Source organism: Enterobacter sp. CPE_E863, assembly GCF_046521465.1.
Classification (GTDB): domain Bacteria; phylum Pseudomonadota; class Gammaproteobacteria; order Enterobacterales; family Enterobacteriaceae; genus Enterobacter; species Enterobacter adelaidei.
Map to the genome: position 1 here is coordinate 119,831 of NZ_JBKFZX010000003.1, position 18,127 is coordinate 137,957.

The 18,127-nt window shown below is 51.0% G+C and carries 15 protein-coding genes and 2 pseudogenes; 10 read left to right on the forward strand and 7 right to left on the reverse strand.

Going from position 1 to position 18,127, the window contains the following annotated elements:
- Window positions 1-11 precede the first annotated feature (11 nt).
- Entirely contained in the window at window positions 12-548 is a 537-nt protein-coding gene (locus ACLHV8_RS24690; RefSeq protein ID WP_208595087.1) for a hypothetical protein, read from the forward strand.
- A gap of 123 nt (window positions 549-671) precedes the next feature.
- Here ACLHV8_RS24690 and ACLHV8_RS24695 read toward each other — a convergent pair whose 3' ends face one another.
- Window positions 672-1,340 (reverse strand): hypothetical protein, encoded by a 669-nt coding sequence (locus tag ACLHV8_RS24695; protein WP_049006200.1) that lies wholly within the window; start codon window positions 1,338-1,340, stop codon window positions 672-674.
- Between the two features lie 450 nt (window positions 1,341-1,790).
- On the opposite strand from ACLHV8_RS24695, the pseudogene ACLHV8_RS24700 reads away from it, so the two are divergent.
- Window positions 1,791-1,937: pseudogene (locus ACLHV8_RS24700) on the forward strand (YggW family oxidoreductase); the annotation flags it as partial.
- 105 nt (window positions 1,938-2,042) lie between these two features.
- On the opposite strand, the gene ansB reads toward ACLHV8_RS24700, so the two are convergent.
- The 6 genes and pseudogenes from ansB to ACLHV8_RS24730 all read right to left on the reverse strand — a co-directional run bounded on the left by ansB (window position 2,043) and on the right by ACLHV8_RS24730 (window position 10,272).
- Window positions 2,043-3,089, reverse strand: coding sequence for an L-asparaginase 2 (gene ansB, locus ACLHV8_RS24705; RefSeq protein WP_049006198.1), 1,047 nt, complete (start codon window positions 3,087-3,089; stop codon window positions 2,043-2,045).
- A gap of 551 nt (window positions 3,090-3,640) precedes the next feature.
- On the reverse strand, window positions 3,641-5,572 hold the full coding sequence (locus ACLHV8_RS24710; protein ID WP_208595088.1) for a putative bifunctional diguanylate cyclase/phosphodiesterase: 1,932 nt from the start codon (window positions 5,570-5,572) through the stop codon (window positions 3,641-3,643).
- A gap of 17 nt (window positions 5,573-5,589) precedes the next feature.
- Window positions 5,590-6,084 (reverse strand): molybdopterin-dependent oxidoreductase, encoded by a 495-nt coding sequence (locus ACLHV8_RS24715; RefSeq protein WP_049007691.1) that lies wholly within the window; start codon window positions 6,082-6,084, stop codon window positions 5,590-5,592.
- 405 nt (window positions 6,085-6,489) lie between these two features.
- Window positions 6,490-7,187 (reverse strand): annotated as a pseudogene (locus tag ACLHV8_RS24720) (IS1 family transposase).
- A gap of 70 nt (window positions 7,188-7,257) precedes the next feature.
- The gene (locus ACLHV8_RS24725) at window positions 7,258-9,042 is read right to left on the reverse strand and encodes a diguanylate cyclase (protein ID WP_208595089.1); all 1,785 of its coding nucleotides are present in this window, start codon (window positions 9,040-9,042) and stop codon (window positions 7,258-7,260) included.
- Window positions 9,043-9,162: 120 nt separating this feature from the next.
- Complete coding sequence (locus tag ACLHV8_RS24730; protein WP_208595090.1) at window positions 9,163-10,272, reverse strand: AI-2E family transporter; 1,110 nt, start codon at window positions 10,270-10,272, stop codon at window positions 9,163-9,165.
- 351 nt (window positions 10,273-10,623) lie between these two features.
- Here ACLHV8_RS24730 and ACLHV8_RS24735 point away from each other — a divergent pair, with 351 nt between their 5' ends.
- The 8 genes from ACLHV8_RS24735 (at window position 10,624) to tauD (ending at window position 18,121) form a co-directional block, all read left to right on the forward strand.
- The gene (locus tag ACLHV8_RS24735; protein ID WP_208594394.1) at window positions 10,624-11,073 is read left to right on the forward strand and encodes a hypothetical protein; all 450 of its coding nucleotides are present in this window, start codon (window positions 10,624-10,626) and stop codon (window positions 11,071-11,073) included.
- Between the two features lie 185 nt (window positions 11,074-11,258).
- The gene (locus ACLHV8_RS24740) at window positions 11,259-11,987 is read left to right on the forward strand and encodes a hypothetical protein (protein WP_208594393.1); all 729 of its coding nucleotides are present in this window, start codon (window positions 11,259-11,261) and stop codon (window positions 11,985-11,987) included.
- A gap of 232 nt (window positions 11,988-12,219) precedes the next feature.
- A complete protein-coding gene (gene mmuP, locus ACLHV8_RS24745) occupies window positions 12,220-13,620 on the forward strand; it encodes an S-methylmethionine permease (protein WP_208594392.1) in 1,401 nt (466 codons plus the stop codon).
- The gene (gene mmuM / locus ACLHV8_RS24750; protein WP_208594391.1) at window positions 13,607-14,539 is read left to right on the forward strand and encodes a homocysteine S-methyltransferase; all 933 of its coding nucleotides are present in this window, start codon (window positions 13,607-13,609) and stop codon (window positions 14,537-14,539) included. The genes mmuP and mmuM overlap by 14 nt, the downstream gene beginning before the upstream one ends.
- A 172-nt stretch (window positions 14,540-14,711) precedes the next feature.
- The gene (gene tauA / locus ACLHV8_RS24755) at window positions 14,712-15,674 is read left to right on the forward strand and encodes a taurine ABC transporter substrate-binding protein (protein ID WP_049007686.1); all 963 of its coding nucleotides are present in this window, start codon (window positions 14,712-14,714) and stop codon (window positions 15,672-15,674) included.
- Between the two features lie 10 nt (window positions 15,675-15,684).
- Window positions 15,685-16,452 (forward strand): taurine ABC transporter ATP-binding subunit, encoded by a 768-nt coding sequence (tauB, locus tag ACLHV8_RS24760; RefSeq protein ID WP_208594390.1) that lies wholly within the window; start codon window positions 15,685-15,687, stop codon window positions 16,450-16,452.
- Window positions 16,449-17,276: a taurine ABC transporter permease TauC gene (gene tauC, locus ACLHV8_RS24765; RefSeq protein ID WP_208594389.1), complete on the forward strand. Its 828-nt coding sequence runs from the start codon at window positions 16,449-16,451 to the stop codon at window positions 17,274-17,276. Before tauB ends, tauC begins: the two co-directional genes overlap by 4 nt.
- Window positions 17,273-18,121, forward strand: coding sequence for a taurine dioxygenase (gene tauD / locus ACLHV8_RS24770; protein ID WP_208594388.1), 849 nt, complete (start codon window positions 17,273-17,275; stop codon window positions 18,119-18,121). The genes tauC and tauD overlap by 4 nt, the downstream gene beginning before the upstream one ends.
- Window positions 18,122-18,127: the final 6 nt, after the last annotated feature.

Genomic DNA, 18,127 nt, shown 5'->3' on the forward strand with positions numbered 1-18,127 from the left:
AGGTAAGCAACATGATTGTTGAAGGTCTGCATAAACTGAGTATTTTTATGATGTGTGATCTTTTTGACCATTTTGATTTACGAAATGGCTACGACACAGAGCTTATACGTACTGCTATTTCGACAAACCATTTATGGGCGCTGGAAGTGGCGTATCCCGGTCTTCTGAATGAGTTTGAAGTTCCGGAAGAAACTGTTTTTATTAATGAAATAGCTTGCCTATTTAAGAAACTGCAGAGAACCTATCACATGTTTTCGGATAGTGAAAAGGATAAGCTTTTTACTGCTATTCCAAATTTTTCGCTTACGCACGACCTCACATTTCAGGGTTTTGATTCGATCAGCGAACGTAATATGTTAGATGTGTCAAAAATATTGAAGTTACTGGGTTATCATTCGGACATGGATCTCACTAAAGAAACATACAGCGCCACGACTCAGAGATACACCCGGATGCTTGACCTTGCCATTCCTCCTGACCAGGAGAATGATCCTTCTGGTGTGTTTTCTCTGGATGTTTTCTGTAAAATCATTCTTGCGGGACGTTAATCTGTTAATTTTTTCTTATCATGACGACTATGTAATAATGGATTCTTAATCGACTCGATGAAGGACTCATCGAGTCGAATTAAAAACAAAGTGAGAACACTGAGTCGGGCTTAGTAGCGGGTATTACTGTTTTAGCAAGCGTGGAAGCTGATTATTCAGTTCAAGCAGGCAACTATTCATATATTTTTCAGTTTCGCTGACAACTTTCTTATAATTGTTTGCATTCCAGTCGCTCAATGGGGCCTCGACAGGTGTTGGGGTACATTCTGCTACTGTAAATGCAGAGAACATATTCCCGCTTTCCGGGCGTTTATAAAACAGAACTTTATATTTTAGCTGATAAAGCGGCGTTGCAGCATTCGCATCTTTATAGATTAATGCCCAGGTCGCCTTACCAATATACAGAGGTTGTTTATAGAGGTGGCCATTCCCTTTTTCATTCATCCACTGAGTAATATTTTGTTTGGCTTTTGGAATAAACCAGTTGTTTGTTGGGTTCTCCAGGGTTTCGACTGTTGTTCCTTTATAGTTCTCTTTATCAAAATCACTACTGTTGATACTTCCGAGTAATGCACCGACCACCGCGATCCCCATACCGGCCGCTGCATGAGTCGGAGTCACTTCGCGTAAGTGACTATCGGCCACTCGATTGTTATTCAGCTCTGGAATGGCGGACACGCTGTAAATTTCAATTGAGCTACCATTTGCTGCCTTTACGGTGTCTGGTTTTACCGAACCTGCGCAGCCAGCAAGAATTAAAGATGTGGATATTGCTAAAAGACGTACTTTCATTTTATCTCCATATAATAATTTAACTTAAGTTGCTGTGTCGATTATCTGTGCCAGATATATCAGCTGAATTAACAAAAGGCTCTTTTCAACCAGGTAAGGTGTGCTGACGTATTTTCATATTGAGTATCGACTTGCCCATTAACTTCTTGAGCCATGTAGTCATATTTCTTTGACGGGCATCAAATTTGCTGGTGATATTAGTAACCACCGCTGTGTCTCAGCAATCCGCCCTGGTACTACCAGTAGAAAGCCTTTGGCAAGAGAAGCCAACGGTTGCGGGCTAACGATTACCCCGTCTCCAGCATCGTGAAGCTCACAATCCTCGCTTTTCCCAGCTCTTTTGCCTGGTACAGGGCCACATCCGCCGCGCGCAGTATATTACAGGCTGTTAGCACGCTACTAAGCTGATCTTCACCTGTGCTCTTCTGCCCGTTATTATCCAGGCTAACTACGGGGTTGTCGGAGACGGTGATTCGTCAGCCGCTTGATGAGGCCATTGCTCAGGGGGATCTGACCGAGAGTGAGACGCACTGGCAGATCACCCAGCACGGAAAACTGTTTTTAAACTCGCTGCCTGAACTGTTTCTCACCGAATAAGATCCTAAGTGCATTTACCGGATAAAGCCATCCGGCAAACTGCCTGATGGCGCTGCGCTTATCACTTTGACTTTCAAGTCTGATAAGCGCAGCCGCCTTCAGCGATTAAAACTGATTAAACATCGTCTGGATCTGTTTCGGATCTTTAGTCTGCGTCAGCGCCAGTTGCAGCAGTACGCGTGCCTTCTGTGGGTTCAGGGAACCAGAGGCAACGAAACCGTATTTCGCATCATCGATTTCAGCATCCTGCGTGGTTGAACCCGTCGGTACGCGGGAAGAACGCACCACAACAGTCCCTTTATGCGCTGCGGTTGCCAGCGTATCGAAGACTGTTTTGTACAGGTTGCCGTTACCCACACCCGCGCTCACAATCCCATCATAACCGGCATCCACCAGCGCTTTTGCCGGCAGATCTGAAGCATTCGCGTAGTTATAGACGATACCGACCTTCGGCAGCTCATTCAGCTTAGAAACGTCGAACGGCGTGGAGGTGGTATGCTTACGCGCAGGCGTTCGCTGGTAGTCGATTTTACCGTTATGAATGTACCCCAGCGGTCCGTAGTTTACGGATTTGAAGGTCGCCACATCGGTGGTGTTGGTTTTGGTCACGTCGCGCCCATCAAGCACGGTGTCATTCATCACCACCAGCACGCCACGGCTGGCAGAGGCTTTATCCGCCGCGGTCACCACCGCGTTATAGAGGTTGAACGGACCGTCTGCGCTCATCCCGGTAGACGGACGCATTGCGCCAACCAGCACCACTGGCTTATTGCACTTCACGGTTAGATCGAGGAAGTAAGCGGTCTCTTCCATGGTGTCTGTACCGTGGGTAATCACGAAGCCGTCGGTGCTGTCACACTCGTTATTGATCTTTTTCGCCAGGGTTAACCAGACGTCGTCGTTCATATCCTGCGAACCGATATTGACGACCTGCTCACCCTTAACGTTAGCGATATCCTTAAGTTGAGGAACGGCTTTGACCAGATTCTCTACGCCAACTTTGCCCGCCGTATAGTTAGATTTAGTTGCGGAGTCACCGCCACCGGCAATCGTCCCGCCGGTCGCTAAAATGGTGATGTTCGGTAAGGCGAGCGCTGCACCGCTGAAACCCATAACCAGTGCTGCCAGTGCCGTTTTCCTGAAAAACTCCATGTTATTTCTCCAGTTACGTGAATTTATCGTATTATCCCAACCTCATAGTTGAATAATGTGATTTCATCCAGTTAACCAGACAAATGTATTTTTTAGATTGTTAAATTTAGAGGTGGATGTCGCTTCCACCCGAACCACCAGCAAAATCGCCGTTGCTACGTTTCTGAAAAACCTGCCACAACCACTCTGAAAGGGTTTCCATCTTCCCAGCAGCACTTTCAGCAATACCCGTTTATTCCTCAACTCATCAATCAATACGACGTTCATCAAACCAGGCCACACTGAATTTGGCCACCTGAGCAGAGGTGATGGACTAACTCCGCATCGGTATTACCCATTTTAGTAGCTGATGGCACTCTCCTGCTGTGAGATAATGCGTACGCAAACGGTTTCGTACCGTTTTCGACACATATATCTTGATGGAATTGATGCCTGGTTTTTTCATTCTGGACGCCACCGTTCCCTGACGAGGCGTCTTTTTTTCCGTTACTAAAGCGTTAACGGATAATGAAAAAGTGCTGTGTAAAGCAGGAGAAAATGCTAAATGTGATTTAGCCGTTTTTGATTTTTAGGTCGACTTGAGATTGAGGTTTTCCGAATAGATATCCCTGCACGAGATCGCAGCCAAGTGCCTGAAGACGTTCAAGCTGCGCTTCGGTTTCAACACCTTCTGCGATGACACTCATATTGAGGCTCTTCGCCATACCGGTTATCAATTTGACGATATTAAGCGCATCATCCTGTGTGGAAATAGGATTCACAAAGGATTTGTCTATTTTAATTTTATCAAAATTCAATTCACTCAGTCTTGAGAGCGACGAATATCCCGTTCCGAAATCATCGATGGAAATTTTTACACCCAGAGATCTGAGCTTTTTGAGGATAGTGATTGGCATGTTGCTGTCACTGAAAAGAGAAGATTCCGTCACCTCCAACTCGAGTCGGTTAGCCGGTAGTCCTGTCTCTTTAAGGATGGATTGCACCATCGTCGTAAATGATTTATTACCCAATTGAATAGGTGAGACGTTTACGGAGATCCTTGCCGGAATCGCCCATAGCGCTGCTTCCCGGCAGGCAAGCTCAAGCACAATTTTGCCGATCTGATTGATCATCCCGGTTTTTTCAGCGACAGAAATAAAGTAATCAGGTGACAGCATCCCCTTCACCGGGTGTATCCAGCGAATAAGCGCTTCATATCCGTAAATTTGATTGCTGAATGAATCGACAATAGGTTGGTAATATACAACGAACTCATGGTTATCGAGTGCTAGTGCCATGTCATGTTCAAGGGTTCTGCTTTCCTGCAATCTTTGCATCATCCACTGACGGAAGACTTTTATCTGCTGTGAACCTTCTTTTTTGGCTTCATAGAGCGCCAGATCGGCAAATTTATAGAGATAATCAGAGCGTCGTTCATTGTCTGATAAAACGATACCCACACAGGTAGCAATTTTTATAAGTTGATTATTAATCGTATAGGGCTGACTAATCTCATCGCTGATTTCTCTGGCTCGCGAAAGTGCCGCTGTTTCGGTTAAACCACTGGACAGAAGCGCAAATTCATCACCGCCCAGGCGGTAAAATGTCTCTGAATCGCAACTCATTGAAGTCAGACGGCGGGATACCTGACGTAACAGTAAATCGCCGGTATCATGGCCATAGGTATCGTTGACCTCTTTGAACCGGTCTAAATCAAATAACATTACCGTTACAGGGATATGGTTTTTATCTGCCTGAAGATTAATTTTGTTGAGATCGTCCCAGAAGTAAAGTCGGTTTTTCATCCCGGTGAGGGAGTCATGATAGACATCATATTCCAGCTTCGCATTCTGAATTTGCAGTGTTTCTTTTGATAACTGGAGCTCTTCAGCAAGGCTTTTAACCTGCATATGTGCTTTGAGAATATTTTTGTTCTGATAGATCATTAAAAATCCCAGGATAAAGCTTAATATCACCAGGAGCAATGAAAGAGCAGAGTAAATATAATAAAGTATCTGTACTTTCTTGTTGGATTCATTAACCGTGTTAATGTCTTTCGTTAATGCTGTTGCAGAAAGTTGACTCAGTGGTGCATCGAGCATATGCATATTTTTCAGGTATGCCTGTAACTCAGAATGGCTCATTTTCTCAAGATGACCATCCAGATAGTTCAGTATTTGCTCTACGCGTGAAGCGAGCTCCTGGTGCGTTTTATCGCTGTCAATATAGTGACCTAAATCTCCCCCTTTCATTAAATCGCCCTGACTCAGCATAATTTCAAGTCGCATGCGGACCTGGTCTATCGTAACGTCATCGGTATCGGTTGCGTATAGACCAAGCCATGATTCAAAACGGTAATACTCAGATACCAGTTGGGCCACTGACCAGGACTCAGTGTATTGAGTCAGTTTTTGCAACTCTTGCTGTCGATCATAAACAAGGTATGCAATATATCCTGTCGTGATAAAAAGAGAAAAAATGATACCAACCAGTATCCTGTTCATTATGTTCTCCTGAACGACTACTCAATCTTCATTTTGCTAACCTGCCATGCTGATCGTGAGTAATAAATCTGATTATTCAACTCAGGAAGACTGTCATAGGGGTATACAATGAACGATGGGCCTTTATCGCGGATGCGCATATATTCGCCATTAACCTTTAGGGCAAGTATGGCGTTGTATTTTTTGAAGTCACTGAGAGGGATGACGGTAGAGTAATCATTGAGCGCGATAACATTAATGTTTGATCCCTTCGCACCCACATAATCCATGAGTTTGCTCATTGGAACGCCCTCAAACTTAGTGCGGCCATTATACCAGGGGGATGTTGTCTCAAAACTCACCATACCCAGTTTTTCAAGGCTGGCGAGATCAAACACTGCTTTCCCATTATCATTGGTATTTTCTATATTACCGTAAATCGTTAAAATGGGTTTACCGACTGGTTTTGGCAGGTCGCCAGCCCAGGTCAAACTCGGTGCCAGACAGCATAACAGCAGTAGGATTAATCGCATTTTGGCCTCCACTTTTTTACCAGAAGTATAAGAATTATAATTTAGTTATCATACTAGTTTATATATTTTGTTGAGACGCTACTGTTTTTATACATTTTTTGCGTGTAAATCAAGTGAAATCAATGAGTTGTGTTTGTGAGGTGACAGGGTGTTTTCTGCATAAAAAACGGTTAAGTTGTTGAGATAAACCAATGTTACTTGAATAAACTCCCCCGCGTTTAAAAAATGATCGCTTTAATTGATTGATATTTTCTCACACTACTGATTTTACCCGGCCCGGTAACGTAGAAAAACACAACATAACGGGTGGCGAAGCCGTACGTTTATCCAGCTGGGCGAGAACGTGTAAGCCACGTTGTCGCTGGCGGGAAAAATTCATACCGGAAAACCGGTAATGACTCCAACTTACTGATAGTGTTTTATGTTCAGATAATGCCCGATGACTTTGTCATGCAGCTCCACCGATTTTGAGAACGACAGTGACTTCCTGCCCAGCCTTGCCAGATGCCTGCCTCAGATTCAGGTTATGCCGCTCAATGCGCTGCGTATATCGCTTGCTGATAACGTGCAGTTCTCCCTTCAGGCGTGATTCATACAGCGGCCAGCCATCCGTCATCCATACCACGACCTCAAAGGCCGACAGCAGGCCCAGAAGACGCTCCAGCGTGGCCAACGTGCGTTCACCGAATACGTGCGCCACAACCGTCCTCCGTATCCTGTCATACGCGTAAAACAACCAGCGCTGGCGTGATTTAGCGCCGACGTAACCCCACTGTTCGTCCATTTCCGCGCAAACAATGACGTCACTGCCCGGTTGTATGCGTGAGTTTACCGACTGCGGCCTGAGTTTTTAAGTGTCGTAAAATCGTGTTGAGGCCAACGCCCATAATGCGTGCACTGGCGCGACATCCGACGCCATTCATGGCCATATCAATGATTTTCTGATGCGTACCGGGTTGAGAAGCGGTGTAAGTGAACTGTAGCTGCCATGTTTTACGGCAGTGAGAGCAGAGATAGCGCTGATGTCCGGCAGTACTTTTACCGTTACGCACCACGCCTTCAGTAGCTGAACAGGAGGGACAGCTGATAGAAACAGAAGCCACTGGAGCACCTCAAAAACACCATCATACACTAAATCAGTAAGTTGGCACCATTACCGGAAAACCTGTTTAATCAGCCCGCCTCCAGCATCCCAAAACTCACAATCCTTGACCGACCCAACTCTTTCGCCCGGTATAGGGCCACATCCGCGGCGCGCAGCAGGTTGTCACTCTGGGCATGCTGGGGATAGCTGGCAATACCAATCGAGACATCCACCGGCCCAATTTCTGTAAGCCCGTAGCGAAGCGACAGCTCATGCACGCCGTTGTAAATCTTCTGTGCGCAGGTGTGAGCCTCTTCTTCACCAGCACCGGAGAGCAGAACCAGAAACTCTTCGCCCCCATAGCGGAACGCCAGTCCATTGTCATGTGCCGCCCGCTGAACAATCGACGCCACGCTTTTGATCACCTGATCGCCCGCTTCATGGCCGAAGCGGTCATTGATGCTCTTGAAGTGATCGATGTCGATCATCATGCAGCTTAACGGTTCACCGTTACGCATCGCCTGCGTCATTTGGGTTTGCAGGGTATCTTCCAGATGATGACGATTACGCAAACCGGTAAGCGGGTCAAACAGGGCTTTTTCCAGCAATGCGTCGCGTAGTCGCTGGTTGGCGAGCGCCAGACCGAGTGCTTCGGCCATCAGTTCCAGATACGCGCGGGAAGGGGCATTATCCGCAGTGATATTCTGGAAGGAGAGCAAACCAATCGCCTCGCCCTGGGCGATAAGCGGCACGCACAGTGAACTATTCGACTGTGACTCCGGCAGGTGGTAACAGGCGATATCTGGCTCACCATTTACCGGCGGGTGGCTCTGCCCGCGACGCACGGCCCAGCACTCATCCGGATGGAATGTCGTCTTTTCCCCGATCGGTGAAAGCCATTGTGCGACACAGCGCATCTGCCACGGATCGCGGTCAAGCACGTAGAGTTGGCCCGCTATCCCCGGTGCGATATTCGGTGCAAACAGCTCCGCCACGTTAATCACATCGTTAAAGTTCTCGCACCCTTGCAGTCGCTGGGTCATGCGCGCCAGCAGCTCGCGGATGGCCCAGTCGGCATCACGCTCTTTTTCCAGACGTTGTCGCGCCAGGCCGTTTTCACGGAAGATGCGGATGGCCTGAGCCATATCGCCGATCTCATCAATCTGGTTGAAATTGGGCGTTTCAACCGCGTAATCCTGTGAGGCCAGGCGGTGTACCACATCACTCAGACGCACCACGGGGCGCAGCACGCGACGTTTTAATATAAAGCCGAGCACAAACAAGAACAGCAGGGCGGTCAGAGCGACCATCAGCTCAGAAGCCGTACGCAGCGCTTTCGATTTTTTGGTTGCATCCTGAACGGAGGCGATGACGCGTTTGTCGAGTATCTGGTGAAAGTGATCGATCTGCTTCTGCGCGCGCTCCAGCTCCTTCTCATAGGGCTCACCATAGAGCAGAGCAATGGCCTGAGCGTCTTCTCCTCGTTCCAGGCTGGAAAGCGCGGTTTGCTGCTCATCCTGCAGCTCATCAATAATTTTTAACCCTTCACGCAGCAGAGACAGCTCATCATCTGATGCACCATTGTCCCGCAGTTTTTCCAGCCGGAATTCAATGTTCTTCAGATAGCCCTCTGACTGCTGGTATTCCCTGAAGGTTTGCGGATCTTTTTTAATGACGTACAGGCGTGCCAAATCGGACTGCGCCCACGCGTCGGTCTCCACATCTTCAGTAAGCCCATCAAAACGCTGGCGTTGTTCCACCGCCTGACGTTCTGCGGTGTCGGCATTGGAGGCCATCAGCATGATGATGCCGGAGGCGATGGTCAGGCAGACAGTGGCACCATAGGCCCAGTTTGTTATCGTCGCGATTCGCACCTGATGATCCTTTTACGACATGAGTAGGATGGCGTTCTTTCAAATTATAGAAAACGTTTGATTTAAGGCGAAAAAAAAGGCGGCACAGTGCCGCCTGGTATGGTTTTTATCGTCACATCCTCACAAATCCGGAGGATTCTTTCCTTCTTCGATGAAATCCGCGTCCAGCTCTTCGGCGTTACCTTCGTGATCGCGCCCGGAGAAGAGGTTCCAGCAGGCGATAAACAGCGCGGCGATGAGCGGCCCAATCACAAAGCCGTTAATGCCGTACAGCTCCATGCCGCCGAGGGTCGAGATCAGAATCAGGTAGTCCGGCATTTTGGTGTCTTTTCCCACCAGCAGCGGGCGCAGGATATTGTCCACCAGCCCGACGACGATCACGAAGAAGCCCACAATAAACAGCCCTTGCCAGATCTGATGCGTGGCGAACAGGAAGATGGCGGCAGGCACCCAGACAATCGCCGAGCCGATGGCGGGCACCAGCGAGAGGAACGCCATCAGCGCGCCCCAGAGCACGCTACCGTCAATCCCCACAATAGCAAACGCAATCCCGCCGAGAATGCCCTGAACCACTGCCACCGCCGCCGTTCCTTTTACCGTGGCACGCGACACGCCGACGAATTTGGCAAACAGGTGCTGCTTGGCGAAATCCGACAGAGGGAGGGAGTCGAGGATCTGGCGCACCAGATACGGGCCGTCTTTCAGCAGGAAGAACAGCAGATAAAGCATGATGCCGAAGCTAATCGCAAAACCAAATGTTCCTTTGCCAATCAGAAACGCGCTGCCGGCCAGGTACTGTCCACCCTGCAGGGCGACATCCGAGAGTTTTTTCTGGATTTGTGCCGCGTTGTTCAGGTTGTGATCTGCCAGGAAGCCGCTGGCCCAATCCGGAAGGCGGTTGAACAGGCCTGCGACCACTTCCGGGAATTGTGTGTTGTTCTCCTGTAACTTGGTGTAAACCACGTTCAGCTCAATGGCGAGTGAGGAGAGGATCACCGTCAACGGGATAAACACAATCAGGCAGATGATGCCGATGGTCAGCAGCGAGGCCAAGCCGTTGCGATCCCCTAGCGCGGCGCGCAATCTGTTTTTTACCGGGTTAAAGATGACGGTCAGGATCGCGGCCCACAGAATGGCGGAGAAGTAGGGCGACAGCACGTCGAAGAAGGCCCAGGTGACAAGGGCGAGAATAAAAATAAAGAAACCTTTGGTCAGTCCGTTAAAGCGCATCAGTCAGTCCTGGTTACTAAGAAACTGTGTCGACTATAGAACTGATTTAGGGATTTACCAATAATTGCGAGGCTGCTTCAGATAATGACCCTTGTTAGATAATGGATATAGAAGTATCGTTTTGCCACGCCTGCAAAATCAGGCGTCGGGATTGACCTCCTGCTTTCTTCATCGGTGACGTATAATCATGCGTCGTGCGCTCTGCTATACCTCAATGGTGGGCTGAGTGAGGGCATCGTAAGGTGCGCCGGTATCCGATGAAGCCGGTAAGGTCAACTTCGCTCAGCCCGCCACCCATGAGATTGACCTCTCTGATGGCGGTGTTTACATCATTCATCGGAGGCTGCCACTATGGCTACGACCCTAACTCAGACTCACCCATTATTTACATTGCCGTTAACCCACAACACCGATTTCACTGAACTAGCGGACAACTGCGAGCGATTTGTTGACGCTCTGGTGGAGTGTGACGAATTCGCCACAAGGCTTGCCCTGTGCGGACGACTCTCTGTCTGCCTGGCATTATTACAACCCACACTACTTGAACCTGTGCCGGAGCATTTGAAGGAGAACCTGACCGTGGAGTCCCTCCCAACACGTCTGCCTGTATTCGAACCGGAACCTGATCAGTTAGGTCATTACTGTCAGGTTCTGACGCAACTGTTAATGAGTGGTGCTCTGATGGCAGGAGCAGAACGTATGATGCAAGATCTGTTGTTTGAACTAGTAACCTACTACTCTGATACGCTAAAAATGCCGCGCTGGCTCAGAACGGAGGAGGGGATGATTACCCTTGAGTAATTCCCTCACCCTCTCCCCAAACGGGAGAGGGGAGCGATGGTTCATACTATGTTCGGTTGAGATTATGAACAATTCAGGATGAAACATGGTGAAGGACTTTTCAGAAGTGTTTCAAGATTATGTTTTCCCCATCTTTAAATTGTCACAGTATACTGAGCAAAAAAATCCAATGGAAATAAGTGATAATGAAAATAGTGAGCGAAATGAAAAAATTTAGAAGGCATTTTTTTATTTTCAAAAAAATAGTAGAAAATGGATGGAGACTAGAAAGTGAGGGATTCTTTCTCTACTTTTTCGGGGGGATGTGTCTGATTGCTTTCGTTTTACTAAATGAGTATCTTTCTATCTATTTATCAGAGGACGTGTTTTCAGAAGCGTTGCTAAGCTTCTTTGTTTTTTATCCTATGTTGATTCTTTTTTTGCTAAATAGCACATTGATGGTTCTTAGGTTTTACTTTAAAAGAAGATTATTTCAAAGGTATTTATACAAAAGTTCACGACTTGTTGTTCTTAAGATGTGGCAGATTTGCTTGCCCGCAGCATTCGTTTTTACAGGTGTGGGTGTTGTTTGCCTTTTTATTTATTTATACTCTTTGTTTTCAGTTTCTCAGGATAAATATCTTAGGTATGCTGTGCTGTTTTTTTGTTATCCTTTGGCTCTGTTAATTTTTTTAGTTTTATCACATGTTATTAGCGCGTCAAGATTCTTATTTCGACGTGATAAATGGGTTAGGTATATTTTCAGTGTGGGATTGATTTTTTTGTTTTTCATGCTTTACAAAAGCTCTGGCGGGAGTCATAAGGTTGAGTTGGAAATAGATAATGTGCAATATGAAAAACTGCAGGAGTTGTCTAATGATAATGTAAAAAAATATGCACAAGAATTATTTAATAACGCTCTGCAAAAAGAATAATAAACTAACTTTCGCATGAGGTCGGATTGCTCTCACCTGGTAAAAATCATAAGTATCTGCTTGCGGAGGTGCTTATGGCCTGGCGTCCGATTCTCTATGTGATCCTCACAACCCACCCCAAACTCAGCGCGCGTCGCGCCCGTCTGCGCCTGGTCATCTAGCTTTTTATTAACAATCGCGGTATAACACACCTTCTTTGGATGTTTAGATGTCCATACGTATAGAAGGTGATATGCAAACACAACAAGAAAATGGGCAGCTTAAGCGCACCATGAAAACACGCCACCTGATTATGCTCTCGCTGGGTGGCGTGATTGGGACAGGGTTATTCTTCAATACCGGCTACATCATTTCCACGACCGGGGCGGCGGGCACGCTGCTGGCGTACCTGATAGGCGCGCTGGTGGTCTGGCTGGTGATGCAGTGTCTGGGCGAGCTTTCCGTGGCGATGCCGGAAACCGGTGCCTTCCACGTCTACGCCGCTCGCTATCTGGGGCCGGCGACGGGTTATACCGTGGCATGGCTCTACTGGCTGACCTGGACGGTAGCGCTCGGGTCGAGCTTTACTGCCGCCGGGTTCTGCATGCAGTACTGGTTCCCGCAGGTGCCCGTCTGGGTCTGGTGCGTGGTGTTCTGCGCGGTGATTTTTGGCCTGAACGTCATCTCCACGCGCTTCTTTGCCGAGGGAGAGTTCTGGTTCTCTCTGGTCAAAGTGATCACCATTATCGCCTTTATTATTCTTGGCGGTGCGGCAATCTTTGGTTTTATCCCGATGCAGGACGGTTCGCCTGCGCCGGGCTTAACAAATATTACGGCTGAAGGCTGGTTCCCGCACGGTGGCCTGCCGATCCTGATGACCATGGTGGCGGTGAACTTTGCCTTCTCCGGCACAGAGCTTATCGGTATTGCAGCCGGAGAGACGGAAAATCCGCATAAGGTGATCCCGGTCGCTATCCGCACCACCATCGCGCGCCTGATTATCTTCTTTATCGGTACCGTGTTTGTGCTGGCGGCGCTGATCCCGATGCAGCAGGCGGGCGTGGAAAAGAGTCCGTTCGTGCTGGTGTTTGAAAAGGTTGGTATTCCTTACGCCGCAGACATCTTTAACTTCGTGATTTTGACGGCGATCCTCTCGGCGGCTAACTCCGGGCTCTATGCTTCTGGCCGCATGCTGTGGTCGCTCTCGAACGAGAAAACGCTGCCGCGCTGTTTTGCTCGCGTTAATAAGAACGGCGTACCGCTGACGGCGCTATCCGTTTCTATGCTTGGCGGCGTGCTGGCGCTGTTCTCAAGCGTGGTGGCACCGGACACGGTGTTTGTGGCGCTGTCGGCGATTTCTGGCTTTGCGGTGGTGGCGGTGTGGATCAGCATCTGTGCGTCGCATTTTGTTTTCCGTCGTCGTCATTTACAGTCCGGCCAGCCTCTCTCGGCTTTGCAGTACCGCGCGCCATGGTATCCGCTGGTTCCCGTGCTCGGATTTATCCTCTGTGTGGTGGCCTGTGTTGGGCTGTGGTTTGACCCAAGCCAGCGCATTGCCCTTTATTGCGGGCTTCCGTTTGTTGCCCTGTGTTATGGTGCCTACTACCTGACCCGAAATATGACATCGCAGGAGCCTGAACATGTCGCAGAATAATCCGCTTACCGCCATCCTCGAAAAACAGCCGTTTGTGGTGCTGGATGGCGCGATGGCAACGGAGCTGGAAGCTCGTGGTTGTAATCTTGCAGACAGCCTCTGGTCTGCCAAAGTGCTGGTCGAAAACCCGGATCTTATCCGTGAAGTTCACCTCGACTACTACCGGGCAGGCGCGCAGGTGGCGATCACCGCCAGCTATCAGGCCACGCCTGCGGGCTTTGCAGCGCGCGGTCTGGACGAGGCGCAATCTCGGGCGTTAATTGGCAAAAGCGTGGAACTGGCGCGTAAGGCGCGCGAAGCGTATCTGGCTGAGAACCCGCATGCGGGTACGCTGCTGGTGGCCGGTTCCGTTGGGCCGTATGGTGCGTATCTGGCGGACGGCTCTGAGTATCGTGGCGACTATGTACGCAGCGAAGAAGAGTTCACCACCTTCCACCGTCCACGCGTAGAAGCGCTACTGGATGCGGGAGCGGATCTGTTGGCCTGCGAAACGCTGCCGTCTTTTGGGGAAATCAAAGCGCTGGCGGCACTCCTGGCCGAGTATCCCCGCGCCCGGGCGTGGTTCTCCTTTACCCTGCGGGACAGCGAACACCTGAGCGACGGTACGCCGCTGCGGGAAGTGATTGCGAAGCTGGGGCATTATCCGCAGATTGTCGCGTTGGGCATCAACTGCATCGCCCTGGAAAACACCACCGCGGCGCTGAAACACCTGCAGAGTCTGACCTCGCTGCCTCTGGTGGTTTACCCGAACTCGGGCGAGCATTATGACGCGGTAACCAAAACCTGGCACCACCACGGTGAAGTGTGCGAGACGCTGGCAGGGTATTTGCCGCAGTGGCTGGACGCAGGGGCCAAATTAATCGGTGGATGCTGTCGGACCACGCCGAAAGATATTGCTGAGCTGAACGCGCAGCGCTGATGCCCTCACCCTCTCCCTTTGGGAGAGGGAAAAAGCTACACCGCACAAAATCAACTATCCTTTCCCGCTTTTTATCTAAAAACGAATCGTTATGAGCGATTCATTTTTATTCCTTTATCAAAATTCCCGCGCCGGAAATACTGCCCTCATAACAACAAGGGGAGCAGGCACTATGGCAATTTCATCGCGAATCACACTTCTCGGCGCACTGGCGCTGTGGGCATTTCAGGCGCAGGCGGTAGACGTCACCGTCGCGTATCAAACCTCTGCGGAACCGGCGAAAGTCGCGCAGGCGGACAACACCTTTGCCAAAGAGAGCGGCGCGAAGGTTGACTGGCGCAAGTTCGACAGCGGTGCGTCCGTCGTGCGTGCGTTAGCCTCCGGCGATGTGCAGATCGGCAATATCGGATCCAGCCCGCTGGCGGTTGCGGCCAGCCAGCAGGTGCCGATTGAGGTGTTCCTGCTCGCCTCGCAGCTCGGTAACTCTGAAGCGCTGGTGGTGAAGAAAAACATCACCAAACCGGAAGATCTGATCGGTAAACGCATCGCCGTGCCGTTTATCTCCACCACCCACTACAGCCTGCTGGCGGCGTTGAAACACTGGGGCATCAAACCGGGTCAGGTACAAATTATCAACCTGCAGCCGCCGGCAATTATCGCGGCCTGGCAGCGCGGCGACATTGACGGCGCGTACGTCTGGGCACCGGCTGTCAACGAACTGGAAAAAGACGGTACCGTGTTGACCGACTCTGAAAAAGTGGGCCAGTGGGGCGCACCAACCCTCGACGTGTGGGTCGTGCGTAAAGACTTCGCCGAGAAACACCCTGAGGTGGTGAAAGCCTTCGCCAAAAGCGCGATTGACGCCCAGCAGCCCTATATCAGCAACCCGGATGAATGGCTGAAGCAGCCCGCCAACCTGGAAAAACTCTCCCGCCTGAGCGGCGTGCCGCAAGCGGACGTACCGGGGCTGGTGAAAGGCAATACCTATCTCACCCCCGCACAGCAGGTGCAGCAGCTGACCGGGCCGGTAAACAAAGCGATTGTTGATACCGCCACCTTCCTGAAAGAGCAGGGCAAAGTGCCTGCGGTGGCCGCTGATTACAGCCAGTACGTGACCGATCGTTTTGTGAAATAAGGAGTCCGCCATGCTGAATATTACGAACCTGTACGCCGATTACGGCGGTAAACCCGCGCTGGAGGACATTAACCTGACGCTGGACAGCGGAGAACTGCTGGTGGTGCTGGGCCCGTCCGGGTGCGGAAAAACCACGCTGCTGAATCTGATCGCCGGGTTTGTCCCTTATCAGCATGGCACCATTCAACTGGAAGGCCAAAAGGTGGAAGGCCCGGGCGCCGAGCGCGGCGTGGTCTTCCAGAACGAAGGATTACTTCCCTGGCGCAATGTGCAGGAAAACGTGGCGTTTGGGCTACAGCTTGCGGGCATCAGTCGCGAACAGCGGCTGGAAACGGCACGGACGATGCTGAAAAAAGTGGGGCTGGAAGGGGCGGAAAAACGCTTTATCTGGCAGCTTTCCGGCGGTCAGCGCCAGCGCGTAGGTATTGCCCGTGCGCTGGCAGCGAATCCACAGCTATTGCTGCTGGACGAGCCGTTCGGGGCGCTGGACGCCTTCACCCGGGAGCAGATGCAAACCCTGCTGCTGCGCCTGTGGCATGAAACCGGCAAACAGGTGCTGCTGATCACGCATGATATTGAAGAGGCGGTATTTATGGCCACCGAACTGGTGTTGTTATCGCCAGGGCCAGGCCGCGTGCTGGAGCGTTTGCCGCTGGATTTCGCCCGTCGCTACGTCACAGGAGAACCCGTGCGCAGCATCAAATCCGATCCGCTGTTTATCGAACAGCGTGAATACGTCTTAAGCCGCGTGTTTGAACAACGGGAGGCGTTCTCATGAGCATCGTCTTCAGTGAAAAAACGCGCCGCACGCGTATGGTGCTGCGCTGGCCTTTCTCGCACCAAATCACACTGAGCGTCGGCACGCTGCTGGCATTACTGGCGGTGTGGTGGCTGGTGGCTGCCCAGCAGTGGATTAGCCCACTGTTTCTGCCACCGCCGGGACAGGTGCTGGCCAAACTTATTTCCATCGCCGGGCCGCAGGGCTTTATGGATGCCACGCTGTGGCAGCACTTAGGCGCAAGCCTGGCCCGTATTCTGGTGGCGCTGCTGGCGGCGGTCATCATTGGTATTCCGGTGGGAATTGCGATGGGGTTGAGCCCGACTGTTCGCGGCATTCTCGACCCGCTGATTGAGCTTTACCGCCCGGTGCCGCCGCTGGCCTACCTGCCGCTGATGGTGATCTGGTTTGGTATTGGTGAAACGTCAAAAATTCTGCTGATTTATCTGGCGATTTTTGCCCAGGTCGCCATGTCGGCGCTGGCGGGAGTGAAGAGCGCCCAGCAGGTGCGGATCCGCGCGGCGCAGTCGCTGGGAGCAAGCCGCACGCAGGTGCTGTTGTTCGTGATTTTACCCGGCGCGCTGCCGGAGATTTTAACCGGACTGCGCATCGGCCTCGGCGTGGGCTGGTCCACGCTGGTGGCGGCGGAGCTGATTGCAGCCACGCGCGGCCTTGGGTTTATGGTGCAGTCTGCCGGAGAGTTTCTGGCGACTGACGTGGTACTGGCAGGAATTGCGGTGATCGCCGTGATTGCCTTTGGATTAGAACTGGGGCTGCGCGCGTTACAGCGCCGCCTGACGCCCTGGCATGGAGAAATACAATGAGTGAACGTCTGACCATTACCCCGCTGGGGCCGTACATTGGCGCGCAGGTGTCGGGGCTGGATGTGACCCGTCCGCTGAGCGATAACCAGTTCGAGCAGTTGTACCACGCAGTACTGCGCCATCAGGTGGTGTTCCTGCGCGAACAGGCGATAACCCCGCAGCAGCAGCGCGCTCTGGCGCTGCGTTTTGGTGACCTGCATATCCACCCCGTCTATCCGCATGCGGAAGGCGTGGAGGAGATTATCGTTCTGGATACCCACAACGATAATCCACCGGATAACGACAACTGGCACACTGATGTGACCTTTATTGAGACGCCGCCTGCCGGGGCGATTCTTGCGGCGAAGCTGTTACCGGAAACCGGCGGCGATACGCTGTGGACTAGCGGCATAGCGGCCTTTGAAGCGTTGTCCGCGCCGTTCCGGACGCTGCTGAGCGGCTTGCGGGCGGAGCATGACTTCAAAAAATCGTTCCAGGAGTACAAGTACCGTAAGAGCGAAGAAGAACATCAGCGCTGGCAGGAAGCGGTTGCAAAGCATCCACCGTTGCTACATCCGGTCGTGCGTACTCACCCGGTAACGGGCAAGCAGGCGCTGTTCGTCAACGAAGGGTTCACCACGCGCATTGTGGACGTGACGGAAAAAGAGAGCGAGGCGTTGTTGAGTTTCCTGTTTGCGCATATCACTAAACCGGAATTTCAGGTACGCTGGCGCTGGCAGGAGAACGATCTGGCGATCTGGGATAACCGCGTGACTCAGCATTACGCCAATGCGGATTACCTGCCGCAGCGCCGGATTATGCAGCGGGCAACGATTTTGGGCGATAAGCCGTTTTACCGTCCTTAACCCGTC